Raw genomic sequence first — 23,004 nt, forward strand, 5'->3', positions numbered from 1 at the left:
AGCCTGTAGTCTTGGCCCTTCGGGTGACGATCAGGAGCGTGGGATAATGAGCGGGACTTTTTAAGGTCGCGCTCTGTCCCGCGCTACGCGCTCCTGAGGGCGTGGCTTTTTTGTCTAACCCGCTGGCACTCTCGCCTCTCTTCTTGCCCGATGGGCGCTGACGCACAATTGCGCGCGCACACCATCCGGCGGCGACGCGCCGTTGCGAGGGTGCCGTTCGTGTGCCGCGTTGCGGTTGTGGGAGCCTAACCGGCTCCGTTTTCTTTATTGTTGGGAACGCCAAGGGCTTCGCCCTCTCGTTTCCCAAAGCAGAATAGTCACCCCCGTGTGGCGGGCTTCGCCCGCTGGCCCGCGCCAAGGGCAACGATTCAGCTTTCCCTCCCCCTCCCATCCTCGCCGGAAGGCAGAGCCGCATGTCGCAAGGCGTTTGCGGCTTTCAGCCAAGAGGAGGCAGAAAATGTGTGATTTACAATTAATGTATCGTGAGTGCGGGGCGGAAACGCGGGACGATTATCTGCGCGGTATCGCCAACGAGAACGGTTTGCCGCTGGCCTGTGTGCGCAAGATTGCCGAGCGGCTTGGCGAACGCGAGGATTTCGGGGCGCTTGTTTTGATTTGCGAAACCCGCAGGGGGGTGGTCCGATGAGCGCCGCCCTTGAGAACAGTGCCGCAGCGCGGGAGCAAACGGCGCGGATTGCCCGATTGAACGACCTTGCACGGCAAGCAATGGGCGTTGCTTGCACTCCTGTTGCCACCGCCGGATTCCGGTCGCTGCCGGATGCAGACCAGTCACAGGTGCGCGAACTTATTGAAACCTTTGATGCTTTCACCGACGACAATGACCCGCACGGCGAGCGCGATTTCGGTTCGATTTACCAGCTTCGCGATAGAAGCTGGACGACCGAGCGCCCGCGAAGCCAAGAGGATGAGTGCGAACGGGTGTTCTGGAAACTGGATTATTACGACCGCAACTTGGAGTTTGCCAGCGAAGACGCTGCCAATCCAGCCATCACGCGGCGCGTTCTGACAATCATGCTGTCCGATGAATATTGAGCGGAGCCAGAGCCATGAAACGCAAAGACCTTGCCACCATCACACTTTCTGACCCTGACCAGATGATGTTGGGCGGCGTTGCGCCGGTTAGCATAGGTGAGCGGCTTGGTTGGCTTGCCGAGCAGCCGATGCAGCCCCACCGCGAGCAGAAGCCGCTCGACATCGGATTTTGGAATCCGATGCGTGACCAGATTGAAATGTTCTAACCGTGATTGCATCGCCAGCCATGTATTTTCGCGGCCCGTCCATGCGGGACGGGCCAAGGCCGACTGCCTTTGCATTCGGCCTCAATCGGCGCGTCAGCTTATGGCTGCCGCGCCGATGAGCGAAAAGATATGGATATTTATGGGTCGCATTACGGGTAGTGACGCATTTTCGGCTATGAGTTCGCGAAACTAGCAAATGCCCAAGACCCGCCGACAACGCGGCGCGCAAGTTTTTTGCTTGGCCAAAAATAGTTCAATGCGACTGATCGACTTTGTTAGTAATATCAGTGAAATTCGGCCAAGTTTTCGCATATTCGAGAAATTCTGGTGACGAGCTGATGATCGTTAAGCGGCTACCTAGGCTGCTATTTTTGAGTCGCGTTAGGCCGGTATAGATAAGCGCGATACTTCCAGCATCAGTCGTGGTTCCGACATGGATTACTAGTGATGGCGACTCCCATCCTTTGAAGCTGTGAAGCGTCGTGGCCTTTATGCGGGCGTCTCCCATATAAAAACCCACTTTTTGTCGCCGCCTCTCCTGTACGTCCTCGGCAAAAGTCGAAACGCTTTTGACGCCTCGATCATTTAGCATTTCAACGACACTGCTACCGCTAGCAACGTCGGCAGCGAGGTAGGTGATATCAGCATTGGCGAGATTTCCTGTTCCGGTGAAATGCATCATTCGTAGCAGTTCTTCTGTGCAGGCTTTGGCCGACTGCGGAGCCGCACATTGGACCCAACGCAATCGGCATGGAGCGAGATCGAATTCGCCCTGATTTTGCAGTGGTAGATCGATCTCCGTTCCTGGCAGAAAACGATCAGCGAAATTACGAATCAGAGGAACCGCTTCGGGAGGCAACCGGTAACTGACATCAAGCCTTGACCAGTTCCCTCGAAATCCCGCGCCAGTCATTGCATCGTCGGTCCAATCGTCCGCCGTACCGTAAATGTTTTGTGTGGCATCGGCAGCCATAAGCATTTCACCACCGGGCTTGAGGAAGCGGCGTAATGTATTCCACCACAGCGGCTGATAATCCTGCCCCTCATCGACAAGAATCGCATCGTAGGTAGGTGCTTGCATCTCATCGGCGATAGTAGAAACCAAGTTAGGTAACGACGTTTTCATAACGATGCTGGCGTCGCTACCTTTCCATAGGTCATCGTAGCGATCAGACCAACCTACATGCTCGCAAATGTCTCTGCACCAGCTATGAAAATTGGCAAAAACGATGTTTCGATAACTTTGCTTTTTCCGTAAATCGCGAACGATCAAATCACGCAGATAGTGCCATAAGGTGATATTGAAGGTCGCCACGAGAACCGACTTACCTTCGTCTGCAAGCCTTGCCGCTCGTGCAGCAAGAACAAGTGATTTCCCTGATCCTGCCGGACCTTTAATCCTCCGGAAGCCAGTATCTGTTCGGAAGTTAGCCAGTTGCCGCTGATGCGCGTTCATAACCAGCGGGCGGCGTTGAGTGACGGAGAAGTCAGGTTCCACTAGCCAACCACGCAAATCTTCGGCGAGTTCCGGCCGCATCAAAACCGAATGGCTGCGAGTTGAATCTGGAAACACATGGCTGATGTCCCTATTCCTGATCTCGCTCGCACCACTGATGGTCATGTACCGAGCAAGCTGCTCATTATCCTCGTGCTTGAGGAAAGGGTCAAAAAGCGAGCGCAAGCGCTTCCTGTCTGCAAAAGGAAAAATTACCCCAGCGGTAATTGCCCCGAAGCCCTTCTTTGCTGTTAGCCTTGGGCAATAGAGATTGAATATCGCTTCCCGGTAATATTCCGCTTTAGTGACGGGATTATCCATCTGCCGAGAAAACTCCTTGCCGTCTTTACGCGCCCAGAGTTTCGGCGGAGGACCTTGGCGAACGAAATATTCCATCGCATCAAGATCCCAGTCTTTCACCTCGAATACAGCAATACCTATCTGTGGATGCAGCAGCACAAAATCAGGTCGCAGACCATTTAGATGAGGCTGAATGTATATTTCCCATTCAGGATCAAGCGAACTCGAAAACAAGTCGAACACCATTTTTTCACCCGCTGTCAACGGTTGGCGTAACTTTGGTAGCTCCGACAATGGTGGAGAAATTATTCTTTCCAAGCGCCGTCCTTTTTCGCATTATGAAGTCAATATTTAACTCATCACTCTACTCTAACTGACGGCGAAACATTTCAAGCGATTTAGCAATCAGCGGCATCGCGCAGTGTCAGTTTCCCTAACTCGATAATTCGAGATACGTCACTACCTATTACATGCGCGATTGCATTTATGGATATTTATGAGTATAAATATGGATATGCCTATCAACATAGCCTCGTTGGCGATCACGCCGCAAATGCTCTCGCTGATTGCCGAGATCGATGAGTTCAAAGGCGCATGGCGCGCTTTGGGAACGCTTGCGCCTGATCGCCTGTCGGCGCTGCGGCGCGTGGCGACGATTGAAAGCATCGGCTCTTCGACGCGGATTGAGGGGAGTAAGCTGTCAGACAGCGATGTTGAGCGGCTGCTTTCCAATATTGAAATTCAAAACTTCGCCACCCGCGATGAGCAAGAAGTGGCGGGATATGCCGAAGTGATGGAAACCATCTTCGCATCGTTCGATGAAATTGCGCCGACCGAGAACCACATCAAACAATTGCACCGCGACTTGCTGGCGCACAGCAGCAAGGATGCGCGTCATCGCGGCAGTTACAAAACCAACACCAATCATGTCAGCGCCTTCGACGCCGAGGGCAAGGAAATCGGCGTTGTGTTCGAGACGGCTACGCCGTTCGATACACCGCGATTGATGGTGGAACTGGTCGAGTGGGTGAATAAGACGCTGGACCAAAAGCAGCTTCATCCGCTGCTTGTCACAGCGATTTTCATCGTCGTCTTCCTCGAAATCCATCCGTTTCAGGATGGCAATGGCCGCTTGTCGCGGGTGCTGACCACTTTGCTCTTGCTACGCAGCGGCTATGTCTATGTGCCGTATTCCTCACTCGAAAGCGTGATCGAGGCGAGCAAGGAAGGCTATTATCTGGGGCTTCGCCGGACGCAGGGCACAATCCGCAGCGACGCGCCAGTCTGGGAGCCGTGGATCATCTATTTCCTCCAGTCACTTCGGCAGCAGAAATCGCGACTTGAGGCTAAGATCAAACGCGAACGATTGATGACCCAGCGGTTGCCCGAACTCTCTGTGCAGATTCTCGAACTAGCGAAAGCGCACGGGCGGATCACCAACAGCCAGGTTGTGGAAGTGACGGGCGCAAACCGCAACACGGTCAAAAAGCATTTGCAGATGCTGGTATCGGATAACCACCTTGTCCAGCACGGTAGCGGCAAAGCGACATATTACAGCCGCGTCTGACCGGGCATCGGCATATCAAGTGCCAACGATAAGAATTCACACTCCACACAAAGCATCCCGACCGCGTATCAACACTTGTCCTTGATTGACGGAAATTGGCCGCTTGCACCGCCTTCATACGCGCAAGCAAAAAACCGGCGTTTCACGCCTACGGTTTCCATGAATGGAGCCTCCGTTTTTTGGCTTGCGCGCAGGCGGAGCGCGGCCTTTCTATGTCCGTCAGGACATTTCGCCTGACACTCAATCAGGAGAAAACCAGTGCAGAATATTGTAGAATTTCACATCATCGGACGGCTAGGCAAGATCGACGCAGCCGAGAAAGTCACCCACATCTCGGTAGCCGTTAATTACAACCGCCGCGAAGGCGAAACATGGAAGTCCGATCCGCAATGGCATCGCGTCACCCTGTTCGGCAAATTGCGCGATCGGCTCGCCAAAACCACCATCGGCGATCTTGTCCGAATCACTGGGCGCATCGGTCAGTCGAGCTACAAGGTCGAAGGCCAGACTCGTTACTCGGTTGACCTGATCGCGGACGGTTTTGCAATCCTCGCTAAAGCCAAGGGGAGGCCTGCCGACGGAGAAGCTGGCGAATGAGCATCCAGCGGGGCGGCTATGCCGCCCCGCATTTTCCATCACAGCCAAAAGAGACAAGTTGTGGAAAGCTGGCATTAGCGGATTACCATCGCTCCATCAGGCCAAAAAACCAGACGGTAAGCGCAATCGCAGCGAGCCAGATGAATACGACGGCAGCCAACCCCGCTTTTGACGTCGGTTTGCGGTGCTCAAGAGCCTTCGCACGAAGGTCGGCCATTATCGGTTCGGGGATGAGCTTGACCGCTGCCCATATGCCGAACGGCACAATCAATAGGTCATCGAGATAGCCAAGTATCGGTATAAAATCAGGAATAAGATCGATGGGGGAAAGCGCATAGGCGGCGACCGCAGCAGAGAGCGCCTTGGCATACCAAGGAACGCGAGGGTCGCGCGCGGCCAACCACAGCGCAATCACGTCACGCTTTAAGTTGCGTGCCCAAACTTTCAGGCGTTCCATCGTACCAAGCTCACTCATCTGTCTTGAGTGGCGCATACGGGTAATGTCCGCAATGTCCTCGACTAAGTTCATTACTTTCACGGCGCATCGAACATCCCCGCAAATTCCTTATCCGCGTAATATCGCAACTTCCTGACGATCAGCGGACTTTCACCAACGCGCATTAGCAAAAGCGTATCGGACGCAAGTTTCATTATCTCATTGGGGTCCATGAGATTGCGGGTGGCGAGGTGCTGGGTTTTACTCAACGACCGTTCAGGGTCTTTAAGCATCACATCCTTTTGGCTCTGCCCGCCGGTTTCATAGGTGATGGTTTCGCGTCCCATCGTCTTCGACAGCATATCGGCGGTATCAAAATCATTGACCCCGAACGCTTGCAGCACACCGGCATTGGACAGGAACGTCCCTGCGCGGGTTCCATAGAGGCTGCGCAATTGGTGGATGTCCTGCAATATGGGCCAGAGTTGCAGACCGTATCCAGCCATCAGACCCATAGCGCGCTCGATAGGTTGCAGCCGCCCGAGCGCGGCGAATTCATCAAGCAGGAACAAGACAGGGCGCTCCGGCTTGGCTGACGAGCGCGCCATTTCATTGATGGATTGCGCAATCAGCAAGCGCAGCCAGCGCGAATATGTATCGAGCCGGTCGGGCGGCAGGATCAGAAACACCGTCGCCACCTCGTCCTTGAGGTCGGCAAAGGCAAAGTCAGACCCGCCCACCACGGCTGCGATGCGCGGGCTATCAAGAAAATGGGTGTGCCGCTGCGCGCCCGACAACACGCCTGCCGCTTCGCGGTGCGATTTGCTGAGGTATCGGTTAGCAGCTCGCGCGATCAATCCGCTCGCGCGGTCGCTCGCCTGCATGATCGTTAGCAACGCCGTGAAGTCATCGGGAGCCAGCGTCAGATAATCCCGAACGCTGGTCAAATTTCGGTGCGCGGCATCATCATGGCAGACGACATAAAGGATGATGCCCGATATGAGCGCTTTGGCTTCCTCGTTCCAATGCGCTTCGGTTTCGGCCTCATCGAACACCAGCGCATCGGCAAGCGTCATCGCATCTTCGGCCAGATCAAGGCTTTTGGCGTCAAGCTGGTCGAGCGGATTGTAACGTGCGCTTGTCTGCCCCGAGATACCGAACGGATCGAGGCAATGCACCGGCCCGAACGCTTCACGCTGGCGCAGCGTCACAAGGGCATTCTCCCCCTTGGGATCAATGCAGACCACCGACCGATTGGCGGTGAGTAGATTGGGAATGATCGTGCCCACACCTTTGCCCGAGCGCGTCGGTGCGATGGTGATGAGATGGGCGGGGCCATCATAACGGAGCAACCGACCCGATGTGTCGCGGCCAATCAGCAGATCGCCTTTGTTTTTCGCCAGCGCGTTCACGTCACTGCGCGATCCGAACTGGGCGGAGCCAAGTGTGGTATCGGAGCGACCGAGCCGGACCTTGAGGTAAATGCCCCCGATCCAAACAGCAAGGCCACCGATCAGGATCAGCCAGAATGCGGTATGCGTTTTCGGCAACCACCAAGCGATAAGCAGCACTCCAGCGAACAGCAACAACGCGCATCCGTGAAGGCGGCTACTCACCGATCAATCCTCATCGCTTTGCGCATCAGCCAGCGGCTTATCTTGCGCAGCTTCGCTTTCGGAATCAAACGCCCGCTTGCCGCGACGCTTCCACAACGCCATCGCGTTAATGCCATCATCATCTTGTGCACGACCAGCAAGTTCAAGCATCGCGCCGTAAAGGGTAGCACGGTCATCATCGGTGAGTTCGACCAAGCCTGATTTCTGGACGAGGCCGCCCAGTTCGATCAGATGCCGTGTTCGTTCCCGTCGCTGCACCACCCACTCCCTTGTATCATATCGCCGCTGTCCAGCTTCAACCCGCCGCTTCGCCGCGAGGTTTCTAGTCAGCGCTCGATTGGTTATTACCAGCTTTGCGACGACCTTTGCGCCCGCGCTTGCCGAGAAAGGTCGCACCATCGGCGCGCCAGCTCTCCTTTACGGAATCGAGCTTGGCTTCCTGCACGCCTTGGCGAAGCATTCCAGCGATGACTTCAAGGTCAAGCGCGTCGGCTCCGGTCGCAACCACCAGCGCGCCAAGCTGTTCGACTTTTCGCGCCTTGAGCTTCTTCGCCTTGTCCGCGAGCGCTTTCAGTTCAGCATCATAGTCCCGGACTTTACGCATCGCGTGTCTCCGTATATTGCCATTTAGACTCGCAACATATGCGAAAACCGTCTTTCAGACAATCGCTTCATAAAATCCAAGAACCAAGTCACATCAGAATTTCGTAAGTAATTTTGAGTGCGCGCTTATACGTTGTTGCCAACGTCGCTTAAAAGTGAGAGGATATAAATAGATCGGAGGTGCTGATGCAGGTGCTCGCACTTGACCATGTTCAACTCGCAATGCCAGCGGGCGAAGAAGCAAGCGCTCGCGCCTTCTACGCAGGCATTCTTGGCATCCCAGAGACGCCCAAACCACCTAACCTAGCTAAGCGTGGAGGTTGCTGGTTCGAGCGCGGTCTCTTGAAGGCTCATCCGGCCTTGCTCGTTCAAGGTTTGCGCGAGTTGATTGTGAAACTGGAGCACGCGGGTTTCTCTCCACAATCAGACGAACCGCTTGAAGGCTATGATCGCGTCTATGTCGCCGACCCGTTCGGAAATCGGATCGAATTGATGGAGCCGCTTGCGGTCGGTTGATCTTATGGCAATCTACCATTTCTCTGCAAAAGTCGTGAGCCGCGCCAACGGATCAAGCGCGGTTGCCTCGGCTGCCTACCGTGCAGCTGAACGCCTTACCGATGACCGGCTTGGGCGCGATCATGACTTCACCAACAAGGCCGGTGTCGTCCACTCCGAGATCATGTTGCCCGAGGGTGCGCCGGAGCGACTCGGCGACCGCGAGACGCTTTGGAATGCCGTCGAGGCAGGCGAGGTCCGCAAGGACGCGCAGCTTGCGCGCGATGTCGAGTTTGCGATTCCACGGGAGATGAACGAGGCGGAGGGCGCACAGTTGGCGCGTGATTTTGTCGCACGGGAATTTGTAGCGCGCGGCATGATTGCCGACCTCAATGTCCATTGGGATAAGGAGGCAGATGGTAGTCCCAAGCCCCATGCCCATGTCATGCTCTCGATGCGCGAAGTTGGCCCCGAAGGCTTTGGCCAGAAGGAGCGAGACTGGAACAGCAAAGAGCTTTTGGGCAATTGGCGCGAGAGCTGGGCCGACCATGTGAACACCCGCATGGCCGAGCTGGGCCTTGATGCGCGCGTCGATCACCGGACATTGGAAGCACAGGGCATTCCGCTTGAACCGCAGCACAAGATTGGTGCGGTAGGATCACGGCGCGCCATCCACGGCGAGGACGCCGAACGCGCCGACGATCATATGCGGATCGCGCGCGAGAATGGCGACAAGATTATCGCCGATCCTGCCATCGCTTTGAATGCGATTACCCATTCCCAAGCCACATTCACAAAGCGCGACCTTGCCCAGTTTGCGTTCCGGCACAGCGACGGCAAGGATCAGTTCGATGCGGTCATGGCATCGGTGCGCGGCTCGCCTGAACTTGTCGCATTGGGAAAAGACGGCAAGGATCAGGAACGGTTTACCAGCGCCGATATGATTGCGGTGGAAGAGCGGCTTGGGCTTTCTGCGTCGATGCTGGTCACCAGCGAGCGACACGGTGTTGCGGATCGTAACCGCCATGCTGCGCTTGATGGCGCAGCCGGACGCGGGATGATTTTATCGGGCGAGCAGCGCGATGCGTTCGATCACGTCACTAGCGAGCGCGGTCTTTCCTCGGTCGTCGGATATGCCGGGAGCGGCAAGTCGGCAATGCTGGGTGTTGCGCGGGATGCTTGGGAGCGTGAAGGCTATAATGTGCGCGGTGCTTCGCTCTCTGGCATCGCTGCGGAAAATCTCGAAGCCGGTTCGGGCATTACGTCACGGACGATTGCTAGTCTGGAATATCAGTGGAAGCATGGCCGCGAGCAATTGAGCGAACGTGATGTGCTGGTCATCGACGAAGCGGGCCTGACCGGCACGCGTCAGATGGAGCGCGTCTTATCATCGGCGCGTGATGCAGGCGCGAAGGTTGTGCTGGTTGGCGATCCCGAGCAGTTGCAGGCAATAGAGGCTGGAGCGGCATTCCGCTCGCTCGCCGAAGCGCACGGCGCGGTTGAGATTACCGAGATTCGCCGCCAGCGCGATGACTGGCAGCGCGGCGCAACCCGTGCGCTTGCCACCGGAAGGACTGGCGAGGCGATCCATGCTTATGGTGAAAACAGCATGGTTCACAGCGCCGAGACGCGCGAGGATGCGCGCGCTGAGCTTGTTGAGGGCTGGAATGATGCTCGCACCAGCTACCCTGACAAAAGCCGGATCATATTGACCCATACCAATGCCGAAGTGCGCGACCTCAATATAGCTGCGCGTGACAAGCTGCGCGATCATGGCGAGCTTGGCGCTGATATTGGCGTCGAAACCGAACGCGGGACGCGCAATTTTGCCAGCGGTGACCGGATGATGTTCTTGCGCAACGAACGCGGCATGGGAGTCAAGAACGGGACGCTTGGCACGGTTGAGCAGGTGTCGCCCGGACATATGGCCGTTCGCACAGACGATGGGCGCAGTGTATCGTTCGACCTCAAGGACTATGACCATATCGATCATGGCTATGCGGCCACCTTCCACAAATCGCAGGGCGTGACGGTCGATCAGGCGCATATATTGGCAACGCCGGGTATGGACCGGCATTCGGCCTATGTTGGCCTCACGCGCCACCGTGACGAGGTGCAGCTTCATTATGGCCGCGATGATTTTGCCGACCAGAGCAAACTTGTCCGCACCCTGTCGCGCGAACGAGCAAAGGACATGGCGAGCGATTATCCGCTGCCCGATGCCGCAGCGCGCGGCTTTGCCGAGCGGCGCGAGTTCCGGTTTGGCGAAATGACCCGCGATATGGTCGTCGAGGCGCGTAACTTGATCGCTGACCCTGACCGGATTGAAGCTTTGCGGGGCCGTCTCGACAAGGCGCTAGGGCGTGAGCCGTCAATAGCGCCCGAAGCTAAGCGCGGCGCGGACAAAGAACCGGAGAAAGGTCGCGACACCAATGACGCTGCGAGCCGCCTGCACGCCCGCATGGCCGAACTGGGCAAACAGGTGCGAAAAGACGATGAGCGGGATCGTGACCGCACGAAAGACCGAGACCGTGGAGGGCCAGGACGATGAGCGACACGCAGGACGATCCACTGTTGGGGCTGTTGACCGATATTGCCGAAGGTGTGGCGGCGCTGTCCGCGCGGGTTGATGCAATTGAAGAAAGCGCTGCGGCGCATCAGGAACAGGTCAACGAGGCGCTTGCCACCATCGCTGAAATCGCCACCCGCACATATTATGTAAGCAAACCGACGAGCGCCTTGCCCGATGATGTCATCAATACAAGTGTGATGGCCGCTATTATCGAGCGTTGGCCGAATGATGCGGTTATCACCATGTCGAGGCAAGACCGAAAATTGCTGAATGAACTCGACCGCCAACCCGGCGAGATAATAGATAAGTTGATCGAGCGCGCACAAAATAATCCCGATCAGAGCAACGCCAGTCGCCTTCGCATGGCTACGTTTCTCGCCTTGCTCAATCAGGAGAGGGAGCGAAGGCTTAAAGCTAAGGAGCAAAAGCCTGAACGTGACGCGTTCGAGCGTGAGCGGTAAAGGACAATGGTACCAGCAAATCAACATTATGGAGTCATCCGGAACAGAATGAATCTAAACGATTATGTTGAATTTGACAGTTTGCTTCTGTTGAAATCCCCACAAACATTGTAAGCAAGAGCACATGACAACCCTTAATCTACATGCGAAACAGGATTTCCTAGAACGAGAAGCCAAAACTAGCGATCCCATCAGAGCTATCTCGGAACTGGTTTGGAATTCTTTGGATGCCGAAGCGACTAGTGTAAGCGTCGTTCTTGAAAAAAATGGATTAGGTGGACTTTCAGCAATCACCGTCACCGATAACGGCCACGGCATAAAATTCGAACAAGCTAATCACGATTTTGGTAATTTGGGAGATTCTTGGAAACGCAATGCACATCGAACGAGCGACCTAAAGCGAGCAATTCATGGCAAGGAAGGTCGCGGTCGGCTCCGATTTTATTCTCTGGCCCAGCGTTGTAAATGGCAAACCACTTTCGAATCTGACGAAGGTTTAAAATCATTCGACATTGAAATTTTTGCTAACGCATTGGAACGTTGTGAAGTTTCTAATGTTAAATCTCCGAGCAACGAACATACAGGAACGATTGTTCGGCTCCAAAATCTAAAAGATACCTTTGACAATCTCGACAGTGTCGATGCCTTTCGAGAATTCAGTTCAATCTTTGCACCATACATATTGCAATACACTGATGCTGAACTTTGGTATAATGGATACAAAATTGATCCCAATATAATCGTCGAGCGATGGCACGAATTACCGCAAGATGATATTCAGCTTCCGAACAGAACAGTCTCGGATTTACGGCTAAAAGTCATCGAATGGAAGAACTCCATCGACGCTAGACAAATTCATTTCGGTGGAGAAGATGGTATTGTATTGGGTTCGCAAGCGGCACACGTCACGGCACCCGGATTTGAATTCTCAGCATATGCATACAGCTCCTATTTTCAAGAGCTTGCAGATAAAAATCTACTGGAACTTGATGATCTTAATGATCCAGAATTTCTTATTGTTATCAATCACATTCGAGACGAGTTGGGTGACTATTTTCGACAGCGTCAAAGTGAAAAATCACTTGGTGTTATCCAAGAATTGAAAGATGCTGGTGCCTATCCATATGAAGGTGATCCGAAAGATGAAATTGAACGACGAGAGCGGCAAGTTTTTGACATAGCTACTTACGCTGTTTCATCATATTCGAAAGATTTCACAAAAGCGGAACCTTCATTGCAAAAAATGACACTAACGCTTTTGAAGGAGGCTATAAAGCACAATCCAGATGAGTTATCGACCATTCTTCAAGCTGTCGTAAACTTACCGAAAAAAAAGCAAACCGAGTTTTCAGCGCTTCTGAAGAAAACGGAACTTGGAAATATTATCAATGCATCAAGTTTAATATCAGAGCGTATTGTTGTTTTAGAAATTCTCAAAGGCATTGTTTTTAATCCCAAGTACAGGAACACTGTCAAGGAACGTGGCGAATTAGATGTTCTGATAAGGGACCACACTTGGCTTTTTGGAGAGCAATTTCACATAACCTTGTCCGAAGTTGGTCTCACACGGGTTATGGGAAGGGTTTCCGAAGAGGTGGCGTCAAAAAGAAAAGGGCGAAAAATTACAAAGAAGGATGGGAAAACGGGCAGGGTGGATAATTTTCTTGGACGCTTAGTTCCTAATCCAGACCCGGCAAAAAGGGAGTACTTATTGATCGAACTGAAAAGACCATCGCTTACAGTGGCTCGAAAAGAGTTGGATCAGGTGGAGGACTATATGAATGCCATTAAGGATGAAGATGATTTCGCCAGAACTGATACCACATGGCATTTTTACCTGATTTCCGGTTCACATGCCAATGAAATTGATAGTCGAGTAAATCAAAAGGATCGACCTCAAGGCTTGTTTTTGGAAGGCGAGAATTACAAAGTCTGGGTGAAAACATGGTCTGAAATTATTAGGGCGAATGAGGCCCGCCTAAAATTCGTTCAAGATCAACTGAAAATTGAGGTTTCTGACAGCGAAATTGAGGCTAGAATTCAAGAACTTCAGAAACTCGTGACGAAATAGGCGTATCTGTCGCCGACATTGACCGCGTCCCGACTTTCGATGTCGTTCAAGTCACCGATAAGGTTCAGTACAGTTTCCTCCAGCCCGTCGAGCCGCGCTCCATTCCGGTTGCGCATATCGGAAAGCGTGGTCTGCGATTGATTGAGCAGGGCTTGGTTATCTGCGCTGGCATGGAAACGGATGCTAACATGTAAGGCGCGGGGAATTTGGAGGTTTTTCATGAGATAGAGCGCCTTTAGCGTTGAAGCTAAAGGGATCGGCCAGCTTGGTGCGTAATTGTGTGGTTATTCCGAGATAATATACTAAGTCAAAGTTATTCTTCAACAATATAAAATTCTATATAGCAATTTAGAAAAATTTGGGTGCTACACCATCTTGCTCCCCAGTTCCTTGTTCCTGAGCGATTTCTAACCGTCCCTCCTGTCCAGCCAGACGTCTTAACTATTGCGCCCGGACGCCCCTCAGTTTGACCTTTTTTGAACCGATCAAATAACTCCTGCACTTTTCGGTCAGTTTTGCTTGAACAGCCGGAAACTCCGCGCCACAAATCCTCCAATGTTTTTTCGACTCTAAGAACCTTATAATTTTCAGGCACAGATTTATCGGATTTATGTTCTGTTAAAGCGATGTCCTCAGAATTGTCATTCTCCACAACAAAAACGTCATCTTCATTTACCAGACTTGCCAAGCTATCGTCTCCCCTTATTATTTTTAACCATTCGAAGCGTAGTATCACTTTCAGTTATTGTCAAAATTGCAATTAGCGTGAGCATTTATGTGAAGCGCGATTTTACCGAGAATAATATTCTGTTAATGTCGGACGGAGCGCGAACGCATTGGCTTTTCTGATTGCTTTCATCTGCAATTCAGATGGTACACTGATGCCAAAATTGGACAACATTTTCCCGAATATAATGATGCTAGCTGATCAGATGCCGCGAAGCCATCTTCAAACCCAAGGAAAGTGATTGGGGCACGAGCCGCGATACCTTGTAGGGCTGCTGTCGGATCATTGCATTCATTCGTCGGTATCGCTTGAAAGCAGCCGGTCCACTGTCGGCGCTACAAGCAACGAAATGATAGACAAAAGAGGCTCTTGCTGCCAAACGCAGATGCTCACTCAAACTTAAAAAACTGCACGGAACCCTAATTTATTCTACACAGTTCCTGCACAGGTAAAATATGTCGATTATTATCAAGCAAAATCAACATAATACAGAACTACCGTCCTTAGTTCAGGATGACGAAGGGAGGGAGCTTCGGGCAACATTCCAGCCCCTCCTCTTCAGAGGAGGGGATTCAAGGGGTGGTGGCGATGCGCAAGCATCGCTCGCGTCAGCGAACAAGGGGGCGTGCGGCGGATGGAAGCTTTGATTATCGGGAATTGCATTTCGCCGTGAGAAACCACCCCAACCCCTCCTTTGAAAAGGAGGGGCTTATTTGGAAGCGCCCCCTTCAAAAAACCGCTTTCCTACACCACCCCGAATATGCCTTAATCGGCCCCATGACCGACACCCGCCCCGACCCCCGCAGCGCCGCGGTCCAGAACCGCCGCGTCTCCCGTATCCCCGCTTTCACCCCCGTCCCGCTGCGCGCGCGCAGGGACGGCTGGACGCCGGTCCGGCAGGCGGAATTTCTCGGCCTGCTGGCGCAGACCCGCTCCGTCAGCAAGGCGGCGGCTTTTGTCGGGATGAGCAGAGACAGCGCATACCGCCTGCGCCGCAAGCCGGGGGCGGAGGAATTTGTTGCGGCCTGGGACGCGATATTGGGTGTGCCGGAGAGCCGGCAGCCAAAGATTACACTAGAGACGCTTTTCCAGCGGATCAGGCAGGGCCGCTACCGGCCGGTCCTGCGCGGCGGCCGCTATGTCGCAACGATCAAAAAACCGGACAATCATGCGCTTTTGACGCTGCTCGGGCGGCTCGACCGGCTGGTGCCGCCGGGGGAGGATTGGGGCGAGGAACCGGAAGGTTACAGAAAATAAAAGCGTGCGTCTGTGTAAAGTTCGGCGCGTGATTTGCTATCGCGGCCCAACAGGCGTAGCAATGCGCCACTCGCGGGTCGTAACGGGAGAATAATCATGATCGGACGTTATAGCTTTCTGCAAGTCGCCCTGGTTCTATTCGGAGCGATTTTCTGCCTCGTCTATCCGCTGGCGCTGGTCTGGCCCTCGGGCTGGATGTGGCACGAAGGACCGCCGGTTGCCTCCCATTATTATGTGATGATCCTCGGCATTTACCTGACCCTCGGCCTGATGCTGATCCGCGCGGCCGCCAATCCCGCGGCCAATCGCTCGCTGATCTGGTTCACCATCTGGTCGAGCGTGGTCCACGCCGGGATCATGGCGGTGCAGGCGATGCAGAATCCGGAGCATATCGGCCATATGCTCGGCGATGTGCCGGCACTGTTGCTGGTCGCCGTGGTGCTGGGCGTGCTGATGCCGAAAGCGGATATCGACGTCCGGGCGATGTAGATCGAAGGATAACAGCAGGAGAAGCGCGTTGCAGGACGTCATCACCGCAACCCTCTGGTTCGCAGCGATATCGGTCGGCCTGATGGCGGGGGTCTATTTCGCCTTCTCGGCCTTCGTCATGCAGTCGCTCGACGCGGCGGGGCGGGCGACCGGCATGGCCGCGATGCAATCCATCAACCGGATCATCGTCAGGTCGCTGTTCCTGCCGCTGTTCTTCGCCAGCAGTCTCGCCTGTCTGTTGCTGGCGGTCTTTGGCGTCATGCAGTGGGGCAGTGCCGGATCGTGGCAGATGGTGATCGGCGGGACGCTCTATCTGGCCGGGATGCTGGCGGTCACGGCGGCCGCGAATGTCCCGCTCAACAATGCGCTGGAAGCGACGGATGCCTGTGGCCCGGACGCCGAGGCGATGTGGCGCCGCTACATGCTGCGCTGGCTGCCGTGGAACCACGTCCGGACCGTGAGCTGCACGGTTTCGCTGGTCCTGCTGGTCGCTGCCATAGCTGTCCGGTGACCATCGTCATTCGCCCCGAACGGTCCGCCGATCACGCAGCAATATATGACATCACAAAGCGCGCCTTTGCGCCGATGCCCTTTGCCGACGGCAATGAACAGGATCTGATCGGCCGCTTCCGCGATGCCGGGGCACTGGCGCTTTCGCTGGTCGCGGAGCAGGACGGGATCGTGGTGGGGCAGGTGACCTTTACCAAGGCCTTTGCGGCGGATGGCAGTTCGGGATATTATGCGCTCGGTCCGGTTGCGGTGGAGCCGGAGCTGCAGGGGCAACATATCGGCAGCAAGCTGATCGATGCGGGGCTGGCGATGCTTCGCGAGCGCGATGCGGCGGGATGCGTGCTGGTCGGTGATCCGGCTTATTATCGCCGCTTTGGCTTCAGGCTCTTTCCGAACCTCTGCCCGGAAGGTGAACCGGCTGAATATTTCCAGCTATTGCCCTTGCGGGTGACGGAACCGCACAGCGTGATCGCGTTTCATCCGCTATTTCATGGTGCGGCGTGACAGCTATGTCCGCAGTGGCACTTCCTTGTTGCGCTCCACCGCAGCGACTTTGGCGACCAGGGGGTCGGCCTGTCGCTGCCACGCCGCGCTGGCACCGTCGGGCCAGTCCGCTCCGGCGCGGCTTGCCATCGTCTCGATCACCAGCGCGAACCAGGCGGCATAATCCTGCGGGGTGAAGTCGGCATAATCATGGTGGAGGTCGATGAAATTGGTCACCGCATGATCGACCCACGGCTCGTCCGCCGCGAGGCCGACCATCGCCTCGAGCGTCTCCCGGGTCATCCGCTCGCGCGCCGCTTCGGGGTTGACGAAGGCGTGGGCATATTGGGGGTGACCGGCGATGAACCGGTCGAACAGTTCCGCCGCCATGCCGTCATAGCGGTCGCCCAGCAGCTCCAGACTTTCCTCCATCACGGCATGGTCGGTCTGGTGCTCGGTCATCTCAGAATGATCCGGGCAGTTCGCGCTGGGCCGGGGTCGGCCGGGCTGGCATCAGCAGCTCCCGAGGCAGGGAGAGCGGTGTGCGCTGAGCTGCCGTCGCTCCGGCTGCCGCGCGGCTGATCGGGCTGCAGGCTGCTCCGGCGAGGAACCCGAGCGCGCGAGCGGTCGAGGCTTCGCCCGGGTCACCGAGCGGGAGGCTGATGTCGTCCGCTGCCTGACAGCTGTTGGCGACCGAACCGGCAAGGCCGCTGAAATAATTGGCATTGCCGTCGGCATTTTCGGTGGCGAAGGCGACGATCCTGATCCGGTCGTCGCACGCCGCCCGGTCCAGACCGACCTGGCCGACCGGCTTGCCAAAGGTGTTGCTGCCGACCAGCGCCATATTGGCGTCGAGATAGGGGATCATCGCGTTGATCACCAGCTCGCTGGCCGAGGCCGAGCCGCCGGTGGTGATGAAGGCGATGCGGGTCGGGGCGATCGATTGGGGCTGGGACTGGAAGGTGCGGGTCTCGTTATTGGCCGCCTTGCTGGCGCGGAAACGGGTAACACCCTGCACCTCGTTGGCAAAGCGGTTGCGGCCGAGCAGGTCGGCGAACAGCTCCGCGGTGCGGACCAGTCCGCCGCCATTATAGCGAAGGTCGATCACCAGATCGCTCACCCCTTCATCGCGAAACCGCTGGAAAGCGGCGCGCAATTGCGGTTCGGCGCTGTCGATGAAGGTGCGCAGATTGACATAGCCCGTCCTGGTGCCACCATTGTCGATAATCTGCACGCCATAGCGCGGCGAAACCGGCTGAAGCGCAAAATCAGCCTTGTTGACCGTGGTGGTGGTCTCGACCCCTGCAGCATTGCGAAAGCGCAAGACCCGGCTGGTGCCGGCGGTGGAGGGGCCAAGAGCGCTACTAACCGCACCGGCACCGCCTTGCGCGAACAAGGCGGCGACAGTCTGCAGATTGCCGCTGCTTGTCCCGATCGCCAGCAGCTCGCCGCCCCGATCGAGACCGGCGGCCAGACCAGGGGCGCCTTCGAACGCATCGAGAATGAACACCCGGGCGGCGGCACTGTCATAGCTCAGCCGGATTCCAAAGCCCGCTGTCGCGCCGGAATTAAGAAAAGCCTCTTCTTCCGCGATCGAGGTAATATAGGTGAAATAGCGATCGCGCCCCTGTCCCCGCGCGGTTGCGGTCAGCGCGTCGATATAGGCCTGGACCGACGCATAAGGCGATGGATTGAGGCTGGCCGGCAGGGTTTCCGGGAAGAGATACCATTCGTTGATCTGGGCAAAGGCCCAGTTCTGGCGGTTCTGCAGGGAACAGGTCGAGCTGACCGGCGCGGGCGACGGTGTCGGTGTTGATCCGCCCCCGGGCAGGCTGACCGTATTGTTGCTCGATCCTCCACCGCCCCCACAGGCCGAGAGCAGGGCCGCAAGTGCCAATATCGAACCGGATTTCCGCAACGCCATGCTGCCCCCTTTGCCAAGTGGAAGACTGCCGGACCGGACAGCCAGACTTCAGGTGAACGACACTGATGACCTTATGAGCAATTGTCCACACAGAAAAAATCCGCCGACATTGCTGCCGACGGATAGTTTTTTCCTCCCCAGGAAAACTGGTTGGACCGGGCGTCCCGCAAGGGGAAAGGAGACGCCCGATCTATCTGATATTAGCCGAACTGGTTCATCGTGTTGTGAGCACCGCCAGCTTTGAGCGCTGCGTCTCCGGCGAAATATTCCTTGTGGTCATCGCCAATGTCGCTGCCGGACATGTTCTGGTGCTTCACGCAAGCGATGCCTTCGCGGATTTCCTTGCGCTGTACTCCAAGAACATAACCCAGCATGCCCGCGTCGCCGAAATATTCCTTGGCCAGATTGTCGGTCGACAGGGCCGCGGTATGATAGGTTGGCAAGGTGATCAGGTGGTGGAAGATACCGGCACGCTTGGATCCATCGGCCTGGAAGGTGCGGATGCGCTTGTCAGCCGCTTCACCCAGTTCGGTGTCATCATATTTCGCGTCCATCAGGCCGTCACGATCATATTCGGAAACGTCGAGCCCTTCTGCGGCCATCGCATCATAGACCTGCTGACGGAAGTTCAGCGTCCAGTTGAACGAAGGCGAATTGTTGTAGACCAGCTTCGCATTCGGAACGACTTCGCGGACACGGTCCATCATGCCGGCGATCTGTTCAACGTGCGGCTTCTCGGTTTCGATCCACAGCAGATCGGCACCGTTCTGCAGGCTGGTGATGCTGTCGAGAACGCAGCGGTCTTCACCGGTACCGGGTTTGAACTGGAACAGGTTGGAAGGCAGACGCTTTGGACGCAGCAACTTGCCGTCGCGGTTGATGATGACATCGCCGTTCTTCGCGGTGGCCGGATCAATTTCTTCGCAATCGAGGAAGCTGTTATACTGGTCGCCGAGATCGCCGGGTTCGTTGGACACCGCGATCTGCTTGGTCAGGCCGGCGCCGAGCGAGTCGGTGCGGGTAACGATGATGCCGTCGGTTACGCCCAGCTCAAGGAAGGCATAGCGGCACGCACGGATTTTCGCGATGAAGTCTTCATGCGGCACGGTAACCTTGCCGTCCTGGTGACCGCATTGCTTTTCATCGGAAACCTGGTTTTCGATCTGCAAGGCGCAGGCACCCGCTTCGATCATTTTCTTGGCGAGCAGATAAGTCGCTTCGGCGTTACCGAAACCGGCATCGATATCGGCAATGATCGGAACAACATGGGTCTGGAAATTCTCGACCTTGTCCATTGCCGCTTTTTCAGCCGCGCTGTCACCGGCGTCGCGCGCCGCGTCGATATCGCGGAACAAGAGGTTGAGTTCGCGGGAGTCTGCCTGACGCAGGAAGGTGTAAAGCTCTTCGATCAGCGCAGGTACCGAGGTCTTCTCGTGCATCGACTGGTCGGGCAGGGGGCCGAATTCGCTGCGCAACGCTGCAACCATCCAGCCGGACAGATAGAGATAGCGGCGTTTGGTATCGCCGAAATGCTTCTTGATCGAAATCATCTTCTGCTGGGCGATGAACCCGTGCCAGCAACCCAGCGACTGGGTATATTTGGAACTGTCGGCGTCATAGGCCGCCATATCTTCGCGCATGATGGCCGCGGTATATTTGGCGATGTCGAGGCCGGTCTTGAACCGGTTTTGAAGCTGCATGCGGGCAACGGACTCGGCATCAATGCCGCTCCATGCGCCATTCTGGCTGCTGATCAGACTGTCAGCGGAATTTTTGAAATCTTGATAGGACATATACTTCTTCCTTAAACTGGGGAGGCGGTTACTGATTGTGCTGTAAAAATATTTTCAGCGTCTGACACGATATTTGGGCCAGTTTTCGGAACTAAGCCAGCGATTCTTGTCAATTTTCGTGTCGTGATGTCTAGGAGTTGCGCAAAACCTATGTAATGTTGTAAACAAATTGACAAGAACGGGTGCTCGCGTCGATGGCATCGACGACGGATATGTTTCGCGGACAATTGTCTCCGCAGAAGCCGGGGCATGCGATGGGGCAGCGGTTTGCGGGAGGCCTGTAAAGCAGAAAGGCCGGACATCATGCCCGGCCTTTCTCGTGTCAGAAGATGGTTGTCTTAGCGCTGTGGCTTGTAGCCTGCATTGCCCATTTCGTTGCGGCCAACGACCATATGGTGGACCTCGTCCGGACCATCGGCGAGACGCAAGGTTCTCTGGTTGGCGTACATGCGGGAAAGCGGCGTCCATTGCGACACGCCGGCGGCGCCGTGAATCTGGATCGCTTCATCAATGATCCGGCATGTGATTTCAGGCACATATGCTTTGACCATGGAGACCCAGACGCGGGCCTGCTTGTTGCCCATGACGTCCATTGCCTTGGCGGCTTTCAGAACCATCAGGCGCATCGCTTCGATATCGATACGGGCGCGTGAAATGACCTCGAGGTTTTTGCCGAGCAGCGCCAGAGGCTGTCCGAAAGCCTCGCGACTTCCGCCGCGATGGACCATCAGGTCCAGCGCTCTTTCGGCGACACCGACACTGCGCATGCAGTGGTGAATACGTCCGGGGCCGAGGCGCAGCTGCGAAATCTCGAAGCCGCGTCCTTCGCCGAGCAGGATATTCTCTTCGGGCACGCGCACATTGTTGAACTTGATGTGCATATGACCGTGCGGTGCATCGTCATCGCCAAAGACATGCATTGGTCCGACGATTTCAACGCCCGGCGTGTCGATGGGCACAAGGATTTGCGACTGCTGCGAGTGCGACGGGCCGTCGGGGTTGGTCCGGACCATCGTGATCATGACCTTGCAACGCGGATCGCCGGCGCCGGAGATGTAGAATTTTTCTCCGTTGATCACCCATTCGCCTTTTTCGAGGACGGCTTCGGTGCGAATATTCCGCGCATCCGAAGAAGGATGGCCCGGTTCGGTCATTGCGAAGGCCGAACGGATTTTTCCTTCGAGCAAAGGGACGAGCCATTCCTGCTTCTGTGCGGTCGTTCCGACGCGCTCGAGCACTTCCATATTGCCGGTATCCGGCGCGCTGCAGTTCATGCATTCGGATGCCAGCGAGTTCTGGCCGAGGACGCCGGCGATGAATGCATAGTCGAGATTCTTCAGGCCTTCGCCGGATTCAGCGTCGGGCAGGAAGAAGTTCCAGAGCCCTTGCGCGCGCGCCTTGTCTTTCACGCCTTCCAGCAATTCCAGCTGTCCGGGAGCATAGCTCCAGCGGTTTTCGCGGCCTTCGCCCATCGCATAGAATTTCTCGGTTATCGGATCGACTTCTTCGGCAACAAAGCGTTTTACCTTGTCGTAAAGAACCCGGCCGCTGTCTGACATTCTCAGGTCATTCATTTCAGAATCATTGGGATCGTGGGTCATTATTGTTCCTTTTCTAGGCGGTCTGGGCAGCCACATCCGGGGTTGTGGAGGTGATCGTGCGAGTCGTAATTTAGTTCATCATTAAACTATATCACAATCAATATGGATGGCAATATCACAGTAATGGTGACAAAGATAGGAGGCGATCGCCCTCATGAGGGCGAATTTGTGAAACATTATAATTCACCAGTGAACTTATAATTGTTCCAAAACAGGCGCGATTGCGCTATCGGGATGGCATGACGGCAAGAAAACAAAGATTCTACTCGCGACTCCAGATCGCCGCCCACACGCTCAAGAAAATTTCTGACCGTCAGCTGCTCGAAGTTGCGGGCGTCACGACCGCTCAGATGTCTGCTCTGGCAATTATCGAATCCGAAGAGGCGACAACCCAGACCCTGTTGGCGAAAGAGCTCGGTCTGAACGACAGCGCGATCACCGCGATGATGCGGCGGCTGATCGATCTCAATCTGGTCGAGCGGGTTCGCGATGACAATGATGGCCGCTCATGGTTGCTGAAGCTGACCAAATCCGGCTCCGAGGCCGTCAGGAAAACCGGCTCGATCGAGGACGAGGCCAGCGCCAAGATCGATGAGCTGCTGGGCGAGAAAACCATTGCCACCGTGGTGGCCGCGATGGAATTGATTATCAACGACCCTGACTGAAGGCCGGGCTGTACGCGACCGTTGATGGAGCCTGATCCTGGCGGCTCTTTCCTACAATGTACCAAATGGGTTATTATGTCGGC

The 23,004-nt window shown here is 55.6% G+C and carries 25 protein-coding genes; 14 read left to right on the forward strand and 11 right to left on the reverse strand.

From position 1 onward, the window contains the following. The first annotated feature begins 457 nt into the window (after positions 1-457). Genes HUO14_RS03665 through HUO14_RS03675 form a run of 3 tightly spaced genes read left to right on the forward strand, consistent with a single transcriptional unit; the run spans position 458 to position 1,259 of the window. Positions 458-646, forward strand: coding sequence for a hypothetical protein (locus tag HUO14_RS03665; RefSeq protein WP_176278503.1), 189 nt, complete (start codon positions 458-460; stop codon positions 644-646). Next, a complete protein-coding gene (locus HUO14_RS03670) occupies positions 643-1,053 on the forward strand; it encodes a DUF3768 domain-containing protein (protein WP_176278504.1) in 411 nt (136 codons plus the stop codon). Before HUO14_RS03665 ends, HUO14_RS03670 begins: the two co-directional genes overlap by 4 nt. A gap of 14 nt (positions 1,054-1,067) precedes the next feature. Beyond that, complete coding sequence (locus tag HUO14_RS03675) at positions 1,068-1,259, forward strand: hypothetical protein (RefSeq protein WP_176278505.1); 192 nt, start codon at positions 1,068-1,070, stop codon at positions 1,257-1,259. Positions 1,260-1,512: 253 nt separating this feature from the next. Here HUO14_RS03675 and HUO14_RS03680 read toward each other — a convergent pair whose 3' ends face one another. Beyond that, positions 1,513-3,372 carry a nuclease-related domain-containing DEAD/DEAH box helicase gene (locus HUO14_RS03680; protein WP_246255203.1) on the reverse strand — a complete coding sequence of 620 codons (1,860 nt, stop codon included), beginning with the start codon at positions 3,370-3,372 and terminating at the stop codon, positions 1,513-1,515. A gap of 190 nt (positions 3,373-3,562) precedes the next feature. Here HUO14_RS03680 and HUO14_RS03685 point away from each other — a divergent pair, with 190 nt between their 5' ends. Further along, on the forward strand, positions 3,563-4,621 hold the full coding sequence (locus HUO14_RS03685) for a Fic family protein (protein WP_217907896.1): 1,059 nt from the start codon (positions 3,563-3,565) through the stop codon (positions 4,619-4,621). 258 nt (positions 4,622-4,879) lie between these two features. Continuing rightward, entirely contained in the window at positions 4,880-5,218 is a 339-nt protein-coding gene (locus HUO14_RS03690; RefSeq protein ID WP_176278506.1) for a single-stranded DNA-binding protein, read from the forward strand. 82 nt (positions 5,219-5,300) lie between these two features. On the opposite strand, the gene HUO14_RS03695 is transcribed toward HUO14_RS03690, so the two are convergent. The 4 genes from HUO14_RS03695 to HUO14_RS03710 form a co-directional block, all read right to left on the reverse strand. Further along, positions 5,301-5,747, reverse strand: a complete 447-nt coding sequence (locus HUO14_RS03695; RefSeq protein ID WP_425500470.1) for a YkvA family protein — start codon at positions 5,745-5,747, stop codon at positions 5,301-5,303. Between the two features lie 5 nt (positions 5,748-5,752). Next, the gene (locus HUO14_RS03700) at positions 5,753-7,270 is read right to left on the reverse strand and encodes a type IV secretory system conjugative DNA transfer family protein (RefSeq protein ID WP_176278507.1); all 1,518 of its coding nucleotides are present in this window, start codon (positions 7,268-7,270) and stop codon (positions 5,753-5,755) included. A gap of 3 nt (positions 7,271-7,273) precedes the next feature. Beyond that, positions 7,274-7,528: a conjugal transfer protein TraD gene (locus tag HUO14_RS16470; RefSeq protein ID WP_176278508.1), complete on the reverse strand. Its 255-nt coding sequence runs from the start codon at positions 7,526-7,528 to the stop codon at positions 7,274-7,276. A 64-nt stretch (positions 7,529-7,592) separates the two neighbouring features. Continuing rightward, positions 7,593-7,874: a conjugal transfer protein TraD gene (locus HUO14_RS03710; protein WP_176278509.1), complete on the reverse strand. Its 282-nt coding sequence runs from the start codon at positions 7,872-7,874 to the stop codon at positions 7,593-7,595. A 185-nt stretch (positions 7,875-8,059) separates the two neighbouring features. Between HUO14_RS03710 and HUO14_RS03715 the strand changes: the two genes are divergently transcribed. The 4 genes from HUO14_RS03715 (at position 8,060) to HUO14_RS03730 (ending at position 13,472) form a co-directional block, all read left to right on the forward strand. Next, on the forward strand, positions 8,060-8,389 hold the full coding sequence (locus HUO14_RS03715) for a VOC family protein (RefSeq protein WP_176278510.1): 330 nt from the start codon (positions 8,060-8,062) through the stop codon (positions 8,387-8,389). A 4-nt stretch (positions 8,390-8,393) separates the two neighbouring features. Beyond that, positions 8,394-10,919: a Ti-type conjugative transfer relaxase TraA gene (gene traA, locus HUO14_RS03720; RefSeq protein WP_176278511.1), complete on the forward strand. Its 2,526-nt coding sequence runs from the start codon at positions 8,394-8,396 to the stop codon at positions 10,917-10,919. Continuing rightward, complete coding sequence (locus tag HUO14_RS03725) at positions 10,916-11,401, forward strand: hypothetical protein (protein ID WP_176278512.1); 486 nt, start codon at positions 10,916-10,918, stop codon at positions 11,399-11,401. Before traA ends, HUO14_RS03725 begins: the two co-directional genes overlap by 4 nt. A gap of 124 nt (positions 11,402-11,525) precedes the next feature. Then, on the forward strand, positions 11,526-13,472 hold the full coding sequence (locus HUO14_RS03730) for an ATP-binding protein (protein WP_176278513.1): 1,947 nt from the start codon (positions 11,526-11,528) through the stop codon (positions 13,470-13,472). Here the strand turns inward: HUO14_RS03730 and HUO14_RS03735 are convergent. Continuing rightward, positions 13,451-13,693, reverse strand: coding sequence for a hypothetical protein (locus tag HUO14_RS03735; RefSeq protein ID WP_176278514.1), 243 nt, complete (start codon positions 13,691-13,693; stop codon positions 13,451-13,453). The genes HUO14_RS03730 and HUO14_RS03735 overlap by 22 nt on opposite strands. Positions 13,694-13,785: 92 nt before the next feature. Beyond that, complete coding sequence (locus HUO14_RS03740; protein WP_176278515.1) at positions 13,786-14,160, reverse strand: hypothetical protein; 375 nt, start codon at positions 14,158-14,160, stop codon at positions 13,786-13,788. A gap of 816 nt (positions 14,161-14,976) precedes the next feature. Between HUO14_RS03740 and HUO14_RS03745 the strand changes: the two genes are divergently transcribed. From HUO14_RS03745 to HUO14_RS03760, 4 genes are all read left to right on the forward strand, one after another. Continuing rightward, positions 14,977-15,456, forward strand: a complete 480-nt coding sequence (locus HUO14_RS03745) for a hypothetical protein (protein WP_176278516.1) — start codon at positions 14,977-14,979, stop codon at positions 15,454-15,456. A gap of 96 nt (positions 15,457-15,552) precedes the next feature. Then, complete coding sequence (locus tag HUO14_RS03750) at positions 15,553-15,945, forward strand: DUF6632 domain-containing protein (RefSeq protein ID WP_176278517.1); 393 nt, start codon at positions 15,553-15,555, stop codon at positions 15,943-15,945. 28 nt (positions 15,946-15,973) lie between these two features. Continuing rightward, entirely contained in the window at positions 15,974-16,456 is a 483-nt protein-coding gene (locus HUO14_RS03755; protein ID WP_217907898.1) for an anthrone oxygenase family protein, read from the forward strand. Continuing rightward, entirely contained in the window at positions 16,453-16,959 is a 507-nt protein-coding gene (locus HUO14_RS03760) for a GNAT family N-acetyltransferase (RefSeq protein ID WP_176278518.1), read from the forward strand. The genes HUO14_RS03755 and HUO14_RS03760 overlap by 4 nt, the downstream gene beginning before the upstream one ends. Before the next feature lie 3 nt (positions 16,960-16,962). On the opposite strand, the gene HUO14_RS03765 is transcribed toward HUO14_RS03760, so the two are convergent. The 4 genes from HUO14_RS03765 to HUO14_RS03780 all read right to left on the reverse strand — a co-directional run bounded on the left by HUO14_RS03765 (position 16,963) and on the right by HUO14_RS03780 (position 22,256). Beyond that, positions 16,963-17,400 carry a globin gene (locus HUO14_RS03765; RefSeq protein WP_176278519.1) on the reverse strand — a complete coding sequence of 146 codons (438 nt, stop codon included), beginning with the start codon at positions 17,398-17,400 and terminating at the stop codon, positions 16,963-16,965. A gap of 1 nt (position 17,401) precedes the next feature. Continuing rightward, positions 17,402-18,862 (reverse strand): S41 family peptidase, encoded by a 1,461-nt coding sequence (locus HUO14_RS03770; protein ID WP_176278520.1) that lies wholly within the window; start codon positions 18,860-18,862, stop codon positions 17,402-17,404. Between the two features lie 200 nt (positions 18,863-19,062). Next, positions 19,063-20,655 carry an isocitrate lyase gene (locus tag HUO14_RS03775; RefSeq protein WP_176278521.1) on the reverse strand — a complete coding sequence of 531 codons (1,593 nt, stop codon included), beginning with the start codon at positions 20,653-20,655 and terminating at the stop codon, positions 19,063-19,065. A 338-nt stretch (positions 20,656-20,993) separates the two neighbouring features. Then, positions 20,994-22,256: an acyl-CoA dehydrogenase family protein gene (locus tag HUO14_RS03780; RefSeq protein ID WP_217907899.1), complete on the reverse strand. Its 1,263-nt coding sequence runs from the start codon at positions 22,254-22,256 to the stop codon at positions 20,994-20,996. 239 nt (positions 22,257-22,495) lie between these two features. Between HUO14_RS03780 and HUO14_RS03785 the strand changes: the two genes are divergently transcribed. After that, positions 22,496-22,921 carry a MarR family winged helix-turn-helix transcriptional regulator gene (locus HUO14_RS03785; protein WP_176278522.1) on the forward strand — a complete coding sequence of 142 codons (426 nt, stop codon included), beginning with the start codon at positions 22,496-22,498 and terminating at the stop codon, positions 22,919-22,921. Positions 22,922-23,004 lie beyond the last annotated feature (83 nt).

Origin of the sequence: Parasphingorhabdus flavimaris, from assembly GCF_013371215.1 — a bacterium.
Classification (GTDB): domain Bacteria; phylum Pseudomonadota; class Alphaproteobacteria; order Sphingomonadales; family Sphingomonadaceae; genus Parasphingorhabdus; species Parasphingorhabdus flavimaris.

What these genes read in the sequence shown, in the direction of transcription:
- HUO14_RS03665 (WP_176278503.1), top strand. Translation starts at nt 458, where the DNA reads ATGTGTGATTTACAATTAATGTATCGTGAGTGCGGGGCGGAAACGCGG.
- HUO14_RS03670 (WP_176278504.1), top strand. Translation starts at nt 643, where the DNA reads ATGAGCGCCGCCCTTGAGAACAGTGCCGCAGCGCGGGAGCAAACGGCG.
- HUO14_RS03675 (WP_176278505.1), top strand. Translation starts at nt 1,068, where the DNA reads ATGAAACGCAAAGACCTTGCCACCATCACACTTTCTGACCCTGACCAG.
- HUO14_RS03685 (WP_217907896.1), top strand. Translation starts at nt 3,563, where the DNA reads ATGGATATGCCTATCAACATAGCCTCGTTGGCGATCACGCCGCAAATG.
- HUO14_RS03695 (WP_425500470.1), bottom strand. Translation starts at nt 5,747, where the DNA reads ATGAACTTAGTCGAGGACATTGCGGACATTACCCGTATGCGCCACTCA.
- HUO14_RS03710 (WP_176278509.1), bottom strand. Translation starts at nt 7,874, where the DNA reads ATGCGTAAAGTCCGGGACTATGATGCTGAACTGAAAGCGCTCGCGGAC.
- HUO14_RS03715 (WP_176278510.1), top strand. Translation starts at nt 8,060, where the DNA reads ATGCAGGTGCTCGCACTTGACCATGTTCAACTCGCAATGCCAGCGGGC.
- traA (WP_176278511.1), top strand. Translation starts at nt 8,394, where the DNA reads ATGGCAATCTACCATTTCTCTGCAAAAGTCGTGAGCCGCGCCAACGGA.
- HUO14_RS03725 (WP_176278512.1), top strand. Translation starts at nt 10,916, where the DNA reads ATGAGCGACACGCAGGACGATCCACTGTTGGGGCTGTTGACCGATATT.
- HUO14_RS03730 (WP_176278513.1), top strand. Translation starts at nt 11,526, where the DNA reads ATGACAACCCTTAATCTACATGCGAAACAGGATTTCCTAGAACGAGAA.
- HUO14_RS03735 (WP_176278514.1), bottom strand. Translation starts at nt 13,693, where the DNA reads ATGAAAAACCTCCAAATTCCCCGCGCCTTACATGTTAGCATCCGTTTC.
- HUO14_RS03745 (WP_176278516.1), top strand. Translation starts at nt 14,977, where the DNA reads ATGACCGACACCCGCCCCGACCCCCGCAGCGCCGCGGTCCAGAACCGC.
- HUO14_RS03750 (WP_176278517.1), top strand. Translation starts at nt 15,553, where the DNA reads ATGATCGGACGTTATAGCTTTCTGCAAGTCGCCCTGGTTCTATTCGGA.
- HUO14_RS03765 (WP_176278519.1), bottom strand. Translation starts at nt 17,400, where the DNA reads ATGACCGAGCACCAGACCGACCATGCCGTGATGGAGGAAAGTCTGGAG.
- HUO14_RS03770 (WP_176278520.1), bottom strand. Translation starts at nt 18,862, where the DNA reads ATGGCGTTGCGGAAATCCGGTTCGATATTGGCACTTGCGGCCCTGCTC.
- HUO14_RS03775 (WP_176278521.1), bottom strand. Translation starts at nt 20,655, where the DNA reads ATGTCCTATCAAGATTTCAAAAATTCCGCTGACAGTCTGATCAGCAGC.
- HUO14_RS03780 (WP_217907899.1), bottom strand. Translation starts at nt 22,256, where the DNA reads ATGACCCACGATCCCAATGATTCTGAAATGAATGACCTGAGAATGTCA.
- HUO14_RS03785 (WP_176278522.1), top strand. Translation starts at nt 22,496, where the DNA reads ATGACGGCAAGAAAACAAAGATTCTACTCGCGACTCCAGATCGCCGCC.